General features: G+C 31.5%; 11 protein-coding genes. 5 read left to right on the top strand and 6 right to left on the bottom strand.

Annotated elements, in window-relative coordinates; translation table 11 throughout:
- Positions 1 to 32: 32 nt before the first annotated feature.
- From ACEN92_RS07945 to ACEN92_RS07925, 5 genes are all read left to right on the top strand, one after another.
- Positions 33 to 431: a hypothetical protein gene (locus ACEN92_RS07945; RefSeq protein WP_495641838.1), complete on the top strand. Its 399-nt coding sequence runs from the start codon at positions 33 to 35 to the stop codon at positions 429 to 431.
- A gap of 813 nt (positions 432 to 1,244) precedes the next feature.
- The gene (locus ACEN92_RS07940; protein WP_495641837.1) at positions 1,245 to 2,759 is read left to right on the top strand and encodes a hypothetical protein; all 1,515 of its coding nucleotides are present in this window, start codon (positions 1,245 to 1,247) and stop codon (positions 2,757 to 2,759) included.
- On the top strand, positions 2,756 to 3,343 hold the full coding sequence (locus ACEN92_RS07935) for a hypothetical protein (protein ID WP_495641836.1): 588 nt from the start codon (positions 2,756 to 2,758) through the stop codon (positions 3,341 to 3,343). Before ACEN92_RS07940 ends, ACEN92_RS07935 begins: the two co-directional genes overlap by 4 nt.
- Before the next feature lie 4 nt (positions 3,344 to 3,347).
- Positions 3,348 to 3,935: a CHAP domain-containing protein gene (locus tag ACEN92_RS07930; protein ID WP_495641835.1), complete on the top strand. Its 588-nt coding sequence runs from the start codon at positions 3,348 to 3,350 to the stop codon at positions 3,933 to 3,935.
- 58 nt (positions 3,936 to 3,993) lie between these two features.
- Complete coding sequence (locus ACEN92_RS07925; protein WP_495641834.1) at positions 3,994 to 5,832, top strand: type VI secretion system baseplate subunit TssF; 1,839 nt, start codon at positions 3,994 to 3,996, stop codon at positions 5,830 to 5,832.
- Between the two features lie 99 nt (positions 5,833 to 5,931).
- Here ACEN92_RS07925 and ypfJ read toward each other — a convergent pair whose 3' ends face one another.
- The 6 genes from ypfJ to panB form a co-directional block, all read right to left on the bottom strand.
- Positions 5,932 to 6,777 (bottom strand): KPN_02809 family neutral zinc metallopeptidase, encoded by an 846-nt coding sequence (ypfJ, locus tag ACEN92_RS07920; RefSeq protein ID WP_495641833.1) that lies wholly within the window; start codon positions 6,775 to 6,777, stop codon positions 5,932 to 5,934.
- Between the two features lie 94 nt (positions 6,778 to 6,871).
- Positions 6,872 to 10,924 carry a PAS domain S-box protein gene (locus ACEN92_RS07915; protein ID WP_495641832.1) on the bottom strand — a complete coding sequence of 1,351 codons (4,053 nt, stop codon included), beginning with the start codon at positions 10,922 to 10,924 and terminating at the stop codon, positions 6,872 to 6,874.
- A 70-nt stretch (positions 10,925 to 10,994) separates the two neighbouring features.
- Positions 10,995 to 11,786 carry a hypothetical protein gene (locus ACEN92_RS07910; RefSeq protein ID WP_495641831.1) on the bottom strand — a complete coding sequence of 264 codons (792 nt, stop codon included), beginning with the start codon at positions 11,784 to 11,786 and terminating at the stop codon, positions 10,995 to 10,997.
- Between the two features lie 106 nt (positions 11,787 to 11,892).
- The gene (locus tag ACEN92_RS07905) at positions 11,893 to 13,221 is read right to left on the bottom strand and encodes an aldehyde dehydrogenase (RefSeq protein ID WP_495641830.1); all 1,329 of its coding nucleotides are present in this window, start codon (positions 13,219 to 13,221) and stop codon (positions 11,893 to 11,895) included.
- A 75-nt stretch (positions 13,222 to 13,296) separates the two neighbouring features.
- Positions 13,297 to 13,986, bottom strand: a complete 690-nt coding sequence (locus tag ACEN92_RS07900) for an RluA family pseudouridine synthase (RefSeq protein ID WP_495641829.1) — start codon at positions 13,984 to 13,986, stop codon at positions 13,297 to 13,299.
- 95 nt (positions 13,987 to 14,081) lie between these two features.
- Positions 14,082 to 14,900: a 3-methyl-2-oxobutanoate hydroxymethyltransferase gene (panB, locus tag ACEN92_RS07895; protein WP_495641828.1), complete on the bottom strand. Its 819-nt coding sequence runs from the start codon at positions 14,898 to 14,900 to the stop codon at positions 14,082 to 14,084.
- Positions 14,901 to 14,924: the final 24 nt, after the last annotated feature.

The following is a 14,924-nucleotide window of genomic DNA, read 5'->3' as shown; positions in this document are numbered from 1 at the left end:
TTTTATGTTTAACATCATGTAAAAATAAAAATATGGAAATAGAATCGATAGACAAAGAATTAAATGATAAAGCAGAATTTGGAATTCAATATTTTGAAATTTCAAATTATAGAAATTTATCAAATGACGAATTGATTGATCAATTAGAGGTTTTTGAAAAGAAATATAATTTGAATCGTAGATTAGAATCTTACAATATGTTTCAAGTATTGTTTTATAAAAAATCAATATTTGCAAATTATGGAAAGTATGTTTATGAAACAGCAAGAGATAATGAATTTGGAGGTATTGAAGGGTTTGAAGATAATTTAATATGTAAAATTTATTATTATAAGGAAAGCCCAAAAGAAAATAAATATCTCTATACAAGAATAATATATGATAACGATTCAATTGGTTTAGAAAAAAAAGATACAATTTCAATTAAATAATTTTATTGAATTATAATCTATATAACCATAACTAAAACTTTAAAGTTTAGATCTGATATTTTTTATTCTTTGGTATATTTTACAACATTTCCGATTTCATTAGTTTTAAATTTAAAATTATGTTGTATAAACTATCAAATAAAAAGTGTTTATTTTTTTATAATTATTAGCCTATCTGTATTATGGGTAATTTTTTTTAGCTAAGTTTTTGATTTTAAATGGAATATGATGGAAAAGTATAGTTTTATACATTTATTTTTTATTGCATACTCTAATAAGCATGGTTTCTATTTTCAATGATTGAAAAGAAATTTACAAAAAATATTGGTGATGAATTTAAATTGACAATCATGCAATTATTTTAATCATAATTATATTAGCTATCCTCTAATTGTCTTTTACATTTTATTTGTGTTTTATGTTATGGGGGTATCTGAAGAATTATATTAAAATACTCCATTGGATGTAATTGAAAATGGGTGTCAGCTGAGTGGAGTCGAAGTCCTTTTCATATAAAAAAAAACTTCGACTCCGACCGTGATTTATTGAAGAATAAAGGTGTTTTACTCAAATTTATATTTTTTTAATTTATTTGTTTTTATATCAAATAAGCGTTTCCATTAATTAAACCTTATGATAACGAAGGTTTTCATAATTCTGAATATTACCCGAAAAGATTAAAAAATGATTATAATAAACATTAGGATATTAGATAAAAAGCTCCTGCAAAAGGTAATTAAATAGACTATTTTTTGTGCAAAATTATAATAGATAAAATCATTTCAGATTAAAAATCATAAAATTCGTAGGTTTATGGGCAAGATAACAATATTAGCTAATAATTTTTTTGAAAATGCATCAGGAAGTATTAGAGACGATGCAGCTGAAATTGTTACACAATCAGCGAAGAAAGTTACCCAAAATGGAGATAAAGGAGTAAACTACGATAAGAATAAGGATAGAAAAACTCCAACAGATATTCGCATAACAAAAGTAGAAGGACCATTTGATACTCAAGGAAAATTAGTAGAAAATGTTGTATCAGATACATCTTATATTTTTAAAGCCACACCTACCAGAAAACCAACTGTTGCTGAAGTTAAATTATTAAAATGGTCGATAAAATTAGACGAAGGTAAAAAGGAAATTGTTCTGGGTACTGCACCAAAAAATAAATTAGAAGGAGATAAAATAATAATTCCTCTTAAAATAGGGCATGATTTTAAGAAAGCTAAAGTTTATGCTTTTTATCAGAGAGCTGAAGATAGGATGAGTGTAGATGTGAAATTAGAAAAAAAACTTTTACAACACATAATCATCATTGGTTCACAAAATCACAGAGGAGACACAGCTCTTTCCAATCCAGTATCATGGGTTAGAGATGTAGGGCCTGGTAGTAAATTAATGTTTGCCCATCAGGCAATCAGAAGGCTAAAGATGAATAAGGATATTAAGTTTTCTGTTTTAATGTGCAAAAAGGGATATGAATCTTCACATATTAATGCTGTTAAAGATGCAGTGGTAAATTTATATGGAGGTGAATTTTATGAAGTTAATAGTGCACAGGAGATAATAAATTACATCAATACAGGGGATAAAAATAATTCGAAAACAATTTCAGAAGAAAGAAGAAGTTGTAAAGTAAAACAATTATTTTTCTACAGTCACGGATTGGTTGGTAAAATTGCTTTAGGAATGGGGTTAACAGGAGATAGTTCTGAATATGCTTTTGGCGAGGAAGAAGTTTTAAAATTGAGTAAAGAAGCATTTAGTAATGATTCTCATATTTATAGTTTTGCTTGCAGGACAGGATTAGGAAATCCTGATATAGATAAATCAATATATAAAAAACAAATAAAAAAATCTGAACTAATTGGTGTAACTTCGGTTGGGGTTCCTTTGTATAATGATGAGTTTGAAACTATACAAATGCCTTTGTATTCGGCACAGAGTATTGCTCAGAAAATTTCTAATCAAACTAATGCTACTGTGTATGCCTATTTGAGAAGAAGTGATTATGAGGAAACACTTTTTACTAAAGATGAATTATGCTTTTCTGATTATATGAAGATTAGGGAAGGAAATAAAAGTATAAAACCTAATAAAGAAAGATGTGGAAATAAATATGATTATCTATTGAGTTCTGACTACAAATTAATAGAGTCAGAAAGTAAAAGATGGAATGAATGGAAAAGTATAGAGTCTAATATAAAAAAAATTGATGATGCCTTTTTTGACCCAGATGGGGCAAGACATAATGTTAAAGCAGCACCATCACCTGTTGGTGTTCCTGCAGAAATGCAAACTTTTAAACCAATATTGAAATGAAAAAAATTATTATTTCAGTAATCATTATCATTTTAGGATACTTTTTGATAGATAAGTATTATATCAAAAATATATGGTGTAAATCAGAAAATGGATGGTATGAAGTGTGGGGGCGTACTCCTATTGACATGACAGTACCAATAAATAATGGAGAGTGTGAATGTATTAGTGAGAGTCTGATTATAGAAAAAACTCCCAATCACTTTAATAAACTCCAATTAGAAAAGATAAGAAAGGAGTTGCCCAATTGGGCTGTTAATAACATAAAAGGATTTTCAGAAAAAGATAAAAAAGATTTGTTTTTAAAATTAAGACAATTTACTGATGAAGAATTTTTGCAAAAATTAGAATATAAGTATACTTTCATTGAAGATACTTATCAAACATGTTTTGTTCCCGTATTCATTTTTTCGATAGGATCAGAAAAAGCTTATTGTCCAAATTACCAATGTGTTTATGATGATTATAAAAGACTTACAAAAGATTCAGAAGAAATTAAATTTTTATCAAAAAGGAAACCACCAAATTATCCAATCATAGAATCTGAATCCTGGGCCAGGAATTTTGGAGATAAAGGAATTTAAAATAATGATAAAAAAGATTATAATTTCAATTTTAGCACTAATAATATTGTATGCCTTAATGGTTGTAATTAAAAAAGTAAATTGGAATCCTAAACATGAAACAGGGGATATATTAGATAGCTATAATGGGGTAAATGTGTATTATAATGGAGGAGTAAGTAATTCTGAAGGAAGAAACTTATCTGAGGATGGGTATAATATAGGTATGAAATACCAGTGTGTAGAGTTTGTAAAGAGATATTATTATGAATATTTAAATCATAAAATGCCTGATGCATATGGAAATGCGATTGATTTTTATAACAAAGCACTTAAAGATGGAAGTATTAATGTGAAAAGAGATTTAGTCCAATTTTCAAATCCAAGTACTGTAGAGCCAAAAGAAAGCGATATTATCATTTATGATAAATCATTTTTTAACCCATATGGACACGTTGCTATTGTTTGTAAAGTGGGAAATGGCTTTATTGAGATTATCCAGCAAAATCCAGGACCATTTGCAAATTCCAGAGAAAAAATTATGCTAAAATATGAAAACAACCTTTGGTTTTTAGATAATGACAGGATTTTAGGAAGATTAACTAAGAACTGATGTAAAAATCGGATGTGAGTTTAAGTTAAAAAAAAACGACTTCAAGTAACAATAAATAATGAGACAGGAACGAATAAAAGACAGGGTATTAAAAAGAGCGGCCAGATCATGGGGATTTTCGGATGTTGAGATGGAAACATCATTCGATCCTGTGGTATCTATGATGCTTAATGCATTATCTTATGAATTGGAAAAAGTTGCACATGAACTTGAAGATTCTAAAACCCGTGTTGTAGAAAGAGTTTTGGAGATTATGTTTCCGGAGGTTACCGTAGGAACAAAACCTGCAAGGGCAATTATGCACGCTTTGCCTATCGATAACAATATAAAAGTTTCCCTGCAGAACCAAATGACTGTAAACAGGAGGATTCATAATATCTATAATCCTTTAGCACCAATTAGTAAAGAGATAGCTCTTTCGCCTACACTGGAGGTGAAATTATCTTCTGCTGAGGTAAAATATATTGCTTATGAAAGAAACCTATATGAAGTTTCTAATCTTTTTTACAAAGATGCTGTTCGGGATTATAAGCATTCATTACCTTCAGGGGAAGTTTTTTTAGGGATAGAATTAAAAAATGCCGATGTATTAGAGCTTGAAGATTTAATGCTATATATCGATATTAAAAATACGCATCAGAAAGAAATGTTTTATTACTATTTAAAGCAAATGAAATGTTTTCATGATGACATCCAGATTGCAGTACAGGAAGGATATAATGTACCGGTAAACAGCCTTGATGTAGAAAATATAATCAATCGAAATTATACACATCTTAGCGAAGTAATGCAGGAGGTAAATGAATTTTATTTTGATAATTTTTATACCTTAAAAGGAGTATTAAAACACAAATCCATAAAAGAGTATAGCACCGAGTATAATTATTTTGAAGGAGTAACAAATAATAACGATAATCCTGTTATCTGGATAAAAATGGTTTTTCCGGAATCGTTGATTCCTCAAATACTAGATAACGTGTCTTTTACCGCAAATTGCTTTCCTGTAATCAATAAAAAAAGGCACACAATAAATAAAACACTTGGAAACTTTTTGTCTTACGTAGCACTCGAAACAGACAACAATATATATCTGGATACGGATTCTGTTATTGATGGATTTAATAACCGTTATGAAATAAAAGAATTTAAAGATGGTGTTATAGAAGAAGGAAATGCAGTATTACGAACGGGTGGTGTTTCCAGATTCGATTCCAGAAGTGCTTCAGAATTACTTCAGAATGTATTAGATCTATTAAAAGACGAAAGTTCTTCTTTTGCAGGGCTGGGTAAGGATTTTATGAATAGTTCTCTGGTTGAAATAAACCAGTTATTAGCTTCTGTTGAGCAACAGGCCAAAGAGAATAGTTTCTCTAAAAATAATGCGCCTTATTTAATGATCAAACCTAAACTTGATGAATCGGTTGGAAAATCATTTACGATAAATTATTGGTCAACCTGTGCAGAAGAAGGAAATGATTTAAAAATAGGTACCATTTTAGAATCTAAAGATGATTTGTATTTTGTAAGCAAAGAAGGTATATTGGTTACAAATACCGTTGGAGGAATGAATAAACAAAATAATAAGGACCGTATTTTGGCTTATCGAAATGCTTTACTGACCAGAGGCCGTATTGTGACTTTCGCAGATATCAAAGCGTTCAGTTTTAATCATTTTAAAGATTATATTTTAGATGTTAGAATTGAAAAAGGCACACGAAAAGAAATTTCTGTAAAAGCTGGGTTCAGCCGGACTGTAGATATCCATTTAAAAGTAAATTCAGTTGAAAAAGATTATCTGTCAGTTAAAGAATGGGACTATTTGTGTGAGAGTTTTATGAAAAACTTAAAAAATAAATCTTCAAATGTGTTTCCATATCGGTTATTTATTGAAGATTAATTTCACTTATTTACATCTAAAACAATCTGTTTAAACATAAAAAAAGCATGACTTAGGGTCATGCTTTTCTGGTTATTATTGGTTGGTTTTAAAAAATGGTCATATTTCCTGAAAAGTAGTTCCCTGTTTAATGTCGCCTGAATTGAAACCTTTCTTAAACCAGTGCATTCTTTGTTCTGAAGTACCATGTGTAAAAGAATCCGGAACAATCTGACCTTGCATTTTGCTTTGGATAGCATCGTCCCCAACTGCATTTGCAGCACTTAAGGCTTCTTCAATATCTCCCGTATCTAAATTTTTCTGATTGTAATGTGCCCAGACACCTGCATAAAAATCTGCTTGTAATTCTAAGGCAACAGAAAGTTTATTAGCTTCCGCTTCACTTTTTCCTTCTTGTGCCTCATGCATTTTTTCCGAGGTTCCCAACAAGGTTTGCACGTGGTGGCCAATTTCATGCGCGATTACATAGGCAATGGCAAAATCTCCACCTTTAGCGCCAAATTTAGTTTTTAGTTCATCAAAAAAGTCCAGATCCATATAGACTTTTTGATCACCGGGACAATAAAACGGACCGGAAGCCGAAGAAGCTCCGCCGCACGCTGTTTGTACTGACCCTCTGAACAATACTAATTTTGGGTTTTTATAGGTCATTCCGTTTTCCGTAAAAATTTTCGCCCAAATGTCTTCATTGTCTGCTAAAATAACTTTAACAAATTTACCCATTTCCTCATCTGCTGCACTTAGTGGAACTGAGGCCTCTGTTTGTGTTTGACCGCCCTGCAGTTGTTCGAGTACAGGAGTTATAAGTCGTGCATTTTCACCGCCAAATACATTTACCAGTAAAATGATAATACCAATAATACCGCCTCCAACGGCTACTTTTCCGCCGGAAACCGAGCGTCTGTCTTCGACATTGTCACTTTGTCTTCTGCCTAGCCATTTCATATGATATTATATTTAAGTTATTGAGTTGTTTACTAAACACGAATTTATATTTTTTTTGGGAATAAATCAGGAATAAAAATGATTTAGTTTATAATTATTTTAACCATTTTATCAATGCTTCTTCCACAGTTCCTTTCATAATAGGTTTTGGGATATAATCATTCATCCCTGAAGCGATACATTTATTTCGTTCTTCTTTTTCAGTACCTGCAGTTACGGCAATTATGGGAATATGTTTGCCTTTTATAGTGTTCCTTATCGCTACAGTTGCTTCATAACCATTCATTATAGGCATCTGGATGTCCATAAAAACAAGATCTGGGCTGATGTTCTCAAATTCTTTTACCGCCTCGTAACCGTTTTCACATTCATAGATAAAAGCATTGCAGTACAGGTTTTTTATAATTGTTTTTAATAGTAACATATTTACTTTGTTATCCTCTACAATCAAAAAAGTAAAATTATCCTGAAATGAATTTTCGGGTATATAATTTGATTCACTGTCAAAAAGACTGAAATCGGCTTTGTATTTTTCATTGACATTAAAGTTGCTGGCTTTAAGGTTTAGGTCAAAATAAAAATTACTTCCCACATCTATCTTACTTTCAAGCTGCAGATGGCTTTCCATTAATGCCAGTAATTGGTTGGATATGGTAAGCCCTAAACCGGTTCCGCCAAATTTTCGGGTAGTCGAGCTGTCTTCCTGCGAAAAAGCCTTAAAAATTTTCTCCTGGTTTTGATCTAAAATACCAATTCCGGTATCAACTACCGAAAATCGAATCGTATAATTGTTATTTTCCCCTTTTTCTAAAACAGAAACATTTAATTTTATCGAACCTTTTTGGGTAAATTTTACAGCATTGGACAATAGATTAATTAAAATTTGTTTTATCCGTACAATGTCTGTCCAGATGTATTTTGGTACATCAGGCGCTATGTTGAGCTCAAGCTGGAGTTTTTTTAAATTAGATTCATATACTATCAGGTCAAATACCTGGCTCAGTACTTTTTGGATATCATACAAGTCGATAAATAATTCTAATTTTCCTGCTTCAATTTTTGAAAAATCAAGAATGTCATTTATAATTTCTAATAAAGAATGTGCTGATTGATTAATGGTCATCATATACTTCTCCTGAATTTCTTCAAGATCTGTTTTCATTAATAAATGGGTAAAACCAATAATGCCGTTAAGAGGAGTTCTTATTTCATGCGACATATTGGCTAAAAAATCCGATTTCGACTTGCTGGCAGCTTCAGCGAGCTGTTTTGCTTTTATAGCATCCTCAGTTTGTTTTTTATTGGTGATATCAAAATAGATTCCGCCTACAAACTCTATTTCATCTCCTTTTTTAATAACATCACCAAATTCTTCAATCCAGATATATTCGCCTGTTTTTCTTTTAATTCTGTAAGTATTATGCAGTGCCTTGCCCTTTTGTAAATTTTCAAACTGGTTACTAATGACTTCATCTTTGTCATCCGGGTGAATAAGGGACAAAAAGGAGAGGTTGGTTTCCAGAAACTCGGATTTTGAATAACCGGTAAGGTTTAAAATTTCATCATTTAGAAATATCTTGGTAGAAAAAGCATCAAATTTAGAAAGGTAAACTGTTCCGGGTATATTATTGGCTATTAATTTGAACTTTTCTTCGCTTTCAATAATTTTAGTCTGATTTCGGTTTCGTTCCAAAGCCGATGAAATGTTGTTTGCTAAGGTTTGAAAAATATAAATTTCTTCTTCAGACCATTTGCGTTCATTTTTGCAGTCGTCAAAAGCAATAAACCCTGTAAAAACATCATGAATATACAAAGGCAGGATTAATATTGATTTAATATCGTTTAAAATAAGTAAATTTTTAAAATAACTGTCTTTATCGAGCTGACGGGTAAGTGTATTCAGAATTTTTTTGTTCTGCGCTTTTTCAATAATTTCTTTTAAATCAGATTCTGTAAAGTGTTTCTTAGGACTATTTTGCTCTCTTGTTTCTCCTCGCGACCATTTGTATTTCTGACTGATAGTATTTGTATCAAAATCTTTTTCGTAATAATAGATATGATCGGTTTTTGCTACTTTTCCTATGATACTGTATGTTTCCTGAAACATTTCCTCAGTAGTTTTACTCAATAAGAATTTCTCGGTACAAAGTGCCAATGCGGAAAGTAACTGACTTTTAAATTCTAATTTCCGTTCTGCCTTTAAACGCATTTGCGAAGAAATGGCTAAAGAAATAAGGTCTGAAATGGTACGGGCATAATTAATATCTTCATTGTCCCATTCTCTCTTTTTTTCGGTACTTTCAAAACAGACTACACCGGCCAATTGTCCACTAAAAAAAACCGGGACATCAAGCATCGACAGGATTTTGTTTTCGATAAAGTAGCTTTTTTGAAATTCTGAGGTTTCAAGTTTGCTGAAAACATCCGAAGCATTGATTATTGCTTTATTTCTTAAGGTTTCAAAATAGATTGGAAAAGTGGCTTTGTCGAGTACTATTTTATTATAAATTTCAGATTTATTTTTGCTGTACAGATTTTTACAGGTAATAGTGTCATTGTAATATTTCCAGAAGCTAATTCTGTCTGCTTTTGAAACCCTGGCCTCTTCAATAATATAATCAATTACACTATTTAAACTATTATAATGACTAAAGTCGGTTATTGATAATTTTTTAGTAGAATCATTATAGGCTTCAATTTTTTCGAGTCTGCTTTTTTTCTCATTTTCATTGTTTTTCAGTTCTGTAATATCTCTTGCAATACCAGCAAAACCTATAGTTTGGCCTAAATCATTTTTACGGATGATCACTTTTTGGGAAATCCATAATTCACCACCGTTTTTTTTCAGAATTGGAATTTCAATGGTGGCGGAACTGGATTTGTTTTCTTCCATAGTTTTATAAAAATTAGCAATCTTTTTTATAAAATCGGGATGGATAAATTTGGAATAATTTTTTGAAATAACTTCTTTTTCGGTATAGCCTAAAACAGTAAAAGCAAATTCGTTGATAAAAGTAAAATTGCCTTCCATATCAATTTCAAAAATAATATCTGCTGCTGTCTGAATCAGGTTTTTATATTGGTCCTGGATTTTAATTTGTTCCGTAATATCCTGCCCGATTCCAATAATTAAATCTTCAGAAAAGCGTTTGTCTTTCCATTGGATGTATTTGTATTCTCCATTTTTGCATTTTAATTTACGGGTATACAAAACATTATCCTTGTAATGATCTAAATAGAGTTCTCCAATAAAATCAGGATCTTCAGTAAGTGTCCAAAATCCCATTCCCAGGACTTCATCAGTTGAGTACCCTAATATTTCATTAACGGATTCGCTGCAAAAAATAATTTCACCTTTTTTATTTGAAGCAACAGTTAACGAACTTCCTTTATGAACAATTTCGTTTGTAAATCTGAAATTATCACGGGTGTTTAAAAAAATCGCATATTTTACCTGATTGATAACAAAAATTACAAGACTGAATGAGAGCAGTAAAATACTTGATTTTAATGGAATTACCTGAAAAGTAAGATTGATTATGTGATAGAGGAATACAGTAGCGGCAAAGTACCAATAAATTTTTATTGGTCTTAAAATACTGTAAGAAAAGTAAAATGTTATTAAAAAAGAAATGACAGGAACAATATCATTGGGAAGCTCAATAATATTGCGGGCTATATAAGTGGAAAATAATAAAAATATAAAAATAAAGATAAAAGAAACTTTGTTTCTTAAATAGGATATTCTGTTTGTTAAAAAATAAAGGAGTAATATCGAAAAACCAATTGACAAATTAATAAATAAAAGGCTGCGCGGCCTTATTTTAAAAATTTCATTAATGATTTCGATTACAACAATAGTAATTCCAAAGAACAAAAGATAAAGCTGATATTCTTTGTTAGAGGTTTCCTTTTCTTTGTTTTTTTCAATAAAGGAACCAATTTTGGTTTTAATTTTAAAAAACTGATACACAAGAAAGGCAAGAAAGCCAAACAGGCACAATCCTAACATAGTTAGTTTGGGATTGTTGTAAAATATAATATTTGAATTAAAAATAAACCAATTTTCTCCAAGTGATCTCAGGGCATTACTAAAAGCAGTAAGACCGGTAATCAGAGAGTTAAAAAAACTATAGCTGGCTACCATAGAATCTGAGTGTATGTTGGTTTATTAATCCTTTATTATCCTTCTGTGAGAATAAGTTGATTGGGAGATTTTATTCTGAATCTGATTGGCCAATTGATTCGATTGAGTCTTCATTCTCAATATTTAGAATAGCGCTGTATATAGCATATTTTACAGAATATGTTATGGGAATTGTAAATACGACACCAATGCAACAACCTATAAAACCCACTAATGAAGCTATTCCCGCCACAATAAACAGCAGAGCAAGAATAAATGGCTGTTTGCCCACTATGATAATACTTGATTTTATAGCATCAGTCACATTTAAATTTCCAAAAATTATTAATGGAATGGTTAGTGAAGTAAATAACGAAATTACCAATGAAAACAAAGTGTCAATTGCGTTAATTCCAATTAAATTAAATCCGATAGAGATTAGTGCACTTAAAAAACCGATTAATAATGTAGCTGTAAATATTCGGGAGAAGTAAGGCGATTTGTAATAGGTGAAAATGGTAGAAAAATTAAAGGCTTGATCTTTGTCGGCACAATCAGCCATTTTTAAAAAACCGGCTGTGAAAGGGCTGAAAATAGCAGTTAAAATAACTATAACCAGCATGTAAATTATAAAAGTTGTATGTTCCGGTTGCTGATTTTGTAATGATTCAAAAAACTCTTTATTGAAATGATTAAAACCATACAGACTAACCAGGATTCCACCTCCAAGAAAAGAACAGATTATGGAGATAATCAATAAAATGAGTCCGGCGTAAAGGGCGATTTTTTTGTAATTTTCGAAAGCGTGATTAAAAACATTCGAAAAATCTAATGAGTAACCATTATTTTTTATGTCTTCGATTTGATTAAGTGTAGATTTCATATTCAGTAAAATTGTTTTATACTTCTTGATTTAAAGTTAAATATCTAAACGTAAATATAATATTTTTAATCAATTTCACTTCATAATCTATGAAATAGTATGTTGTTTACATCCAGTCTAACAATCTTTTAATAGATTTTAATTTATCTTTATAAGGAGCATAACGCACAGGCAGGTCAAGCCAGTTTGCTTTTTTGACGACAGCCTTATGATGTGAGAAAATATCAAAACTTAATTTTCCGTGGTAAGCACCAATTCCACTGTGGCCAACACCGCCAAAAGGCAATCTTTTATTCGAAAAATGAATAAGGGTATCGTTAACAGAACCTCCTCCAAAAGAATATTTCAGAATCATTTTTTTAACAAACGAATTGTTTTCACTAAAAATATAAAAAGCAAGGGGTTTTTCATATTTGCTTACTACTTTGTCAATGTCTTTTTCAGACTCATAGATCAAAATAGGTAAAATGGGGCCAAAAATTTCTTCCTCCATTACAAGGCTTTCCAATTCAGGCTCATCGATAAGAGTAGGGGCAATATAAAATTCATTCGCATTGGATTCTCCTCCAAAAATCACTTTTTCGGGTTCAATCATACTCATTAAACGCAACCAGTTTTTAGTGTTGATAATGCGTGCATAATCCGGGGACTTTTCCGGTTTTTTACCATACGCCTGTATAATTTCTTCAATTAAAAAAGTAATAAAATTTATTTTCATGCTTTTTTGAATCAAAATATAATCAGGAGCGATACAGGTTTGTCCGGCATTGATGAATTTCCCCCAGACAATACGTTTTGCTGCCAGTTTTAAATCGGCAGTTTCATCAATGATGCAGGGATTTTTGCCTCCTAATTCTAAGGTGACAGGTGTCAGGTTTTCTGCTGCCGCCTTGGCTACTATTTTCCCAACTGTAACACTTCCTGTAAAGAAAATATAATCCCAGCGTTTTGCCAGTAATTTATCTGAAACTTCAATACCACCCTGAATAACTTCAACATGGTTGATGTGAAATGATTTTTCGATGATTTTAGCAATAATTGCTGAGGTATTCGGAGTAAGTTCTGATGGTTTTAAAACGACTTTATTTCCTGCTGAAACTGCTGATATCAATGGACATAGCGCTAATTGAAACGGGTAGTTCCAGGGAGCAATTACCAAAACATTCCCATAAGGTTCTTTGTAAATATAATCTGTGGAAGGAAAATTTAATATTGATGGAAAAACACGCTTGGGACTTGCCCACTTACTGATGTTTTTTATAGTGTTTTTTAGTTCTGAAATAACATAATTAGTTTCTGTTAAAACAGCCTCAAACGCTGGTTTTTTAAAATCGTCATATAAAGCGTTAATGATTAAATCCTCGTTTTTCTGAATGTTAAAGAGTAATTTTTTAAGCGTTTCTTTTCGGTATTTTATGTCGTTTTTATAGTCCATTTTATTTCCAGCTTAAATTTTGACTATGCAAGTTAATTGATATAAATTGAAAATCTAACAATTAAATCATAAAAGTCACAACGCATTCCAAATGGTCTCATCCGGTGTGGGCGCTGTAAGAGTAATGATTTCTTTAGAAACGGGATGAGTGAAAACTAATTTTCTGGCATGGAGATGAATGCCTCCGTCAGGATTACTTCTGTCAAAGCCGTATTTCAAATCACCTTTTATAGGAGATCCAATTGCCGATAATTGTGCACGAATCTGATGGTGGCGGCCTGTGTGTAAATTAATTTCAAGAGCTGTGTAGTTTTGAAGCTCTTTGAAAATAGTATAGTCTAAACTGGCAATTTTACTTTCAGGGACTTCTTTTAAATGTGCTTTTGAAGTGTTGTTTTTCTCATTCCGCTTTAAGTAATGAATCAATTTGGCAGTTGCTTCCTGAGGTTTATTTTTAACAACTGCCCAATACGTTTTTTGAGTTTCACGATTGCTGAACATTTCGTTCATTCGTGTTAATGCTTTACTTGTCCTGGCAAAAACAACAATTCCGGTTGTAGGTCTGTCTAAACGATGAATCACACCCAAAAAAACCTCACCGGGTTTGTTATATTTGTCTTTGATATATTCTTTTACAATTTCAGATAAAGGCTTATCACCGGTCTTGTCACCTTGCACAATATCGCCTACACGTTTGTTTACCACAATAATATGATTATCTTCGTGTAGAATCTGGAGATTATTTTTATTGGAAAGAATTTTCATTTAGACTTGCTAAAATTTAAGTTTTTAGGAATTTGTAAAAATTTTAACGGATTTGTTTTTCAAAAACCTTTACAACTTAGAGCCTTTAAAAAAAATTAATATTGCTCTTTCTCATTAGGAAAATCGCTCGATTTTACATCAGTAACATATTGACTGATAGCTGTTGTCATTTCCTGATATAAGTTTAGGTAACGGCGTAAAAAACGGGGACTGAATTCATTGTTCATTCCAAGCATGTCATGAATCACTAAAACCTGACCGTCAACATTTCCTCCGGCTCCAATTCCAATTACGGGAATCGAAATACTTTTGGCCACTTTCTCGGCTAAGTCAGCAGGTATTTTTTCTAAAACAACAGCGAAACAACCAATTTTTTCGAGCATTTTAGCATCTGCCATCAGTTTTTCTGCTTCTTCTTCTTCTTTGGCACGAACGCTGTAAGTTCCAAATTTATAAATGGATTGTGGAGTTAAACCCAGGTGCCCCATTACCGGGATTCCTGCATTTAATATTTTTTTGATCGATTCTTTTATTTCTTTTCCGCCTTCCAGTTTTACTGCATGACCGCCGCTTTCTTTCATGATTCTGATGGCAGAACGTAAAGCTTCTTTCGGATCTGATTGGTAACTTCCAAAAGGCAGATCAACTACTACTAAAGCTCTTTCGATGGCACGGACTACAGATGATGCATGATAAATCATTTGGTCCAGAGTAATTGGTAATGTCGTTTCATGACCAGCCATGACATTCGATGCAGAATCTCCCACTAAAATAACATCGATTCCAGCTGTATCTACAATTTTGGCCATTGTATAATCGTAAGCGGTTAACATAGAGATTTTTTCTCCATGGTTTTTCATTTCGATTAATGATTTGGTAGTGATTCTTTTATAATCTTTTTTCGCAACTGACATACGTGGTTTTTTAGTTTTTTTTTT

It is taken from the genome of Flavobacterium sp. Flavsp81 (assembly GCF_059491325.1).
The sequence above is the reverse complement of the archived record's forward strand: the minus strand, read 5'-3'. Positions and strand labels throughout refer to the sequence as shown.

Excerpts from the sequence above, each read along its gene's own strand:
- ACEN92_RS07900 (WP_495641829.1), bottom strand. The coding sequence starts at position 13,986 with ATGAAAATTCTTTCCAATAAAAATAATCTCCAGATTCTACACGAAGAT.
- ACEN92_RS07935 (WP_495641836.1), top strand. The coding sequence starts at position 2,756 with ATGAAAAAAATTATTATTTCAGTAATCATTATCATTTTAGGATACTTT.
- ACEN92_RS07940 (WP_495641837.1), top strand. The coding sequence starts at position 1,245 with ATGGGCAAGATAACAATATTAGCTAATAATTTTTTTGAAAATGCATCA.
- ACEN92_RS07930 (WP_495641835.1), top strand. The coding sequence starts at position 3,348 with ATGATAAAAAAGATTATAATTTCAATTTTAGCACTAATAATATTGTAT.
- ACEN92_RS07910 (WP_495641831.1), bottom strand. The coding sequence starts at position 11,786 with ATGAAATCTACACTTAATCAAATCGAAGACATAAAAAATAATGGTTAC.
- ACEN92_RS07925 (WP_495641834.1), top strand. The coding sequence starts at position 3,994 with ATGAGACAGGAACGAATAAAAGACAGGGTATTAAAAAGAGCGGCCAGA.
- ypfJ (WP_495641833.1), bottom strand. The coding sequence starts at position 6,777 with ATGAAATGGCTAGGCAGAAGACAAAGTGACAATGTCGAAGACAGACGC.
- ACEN92_RS07915 (WP_495641832.1), bottom strand. The coding sequence starts at position 10,924 with ATGGTAGCCAGCTATAGTTTTTTTAACTCTCTGATTACCGGTCTTACT.
- ACEN92_RS07945 (WP_495641838.1), top strand. The coding sequence starts at position 33 with ATGGAAATAGAATCGATAGACAAAGAATTAAATGATAAAGCAGAATTT.
- panB (WP_495641828.1), bottom strand. The coding sequence starts at position 14,900 with ATGTCAGTTGCGAAAAAAGATTATAAAAGAATCACTACCAAATCATTA.
- ACEN92_RS07905 (WP_495641830.1), bottom strand. The coding sequence starts at position 13,221 with ATGGACTATAAAAACGACATAAAATACCGAAAAGAAACGCTTAAAAAA.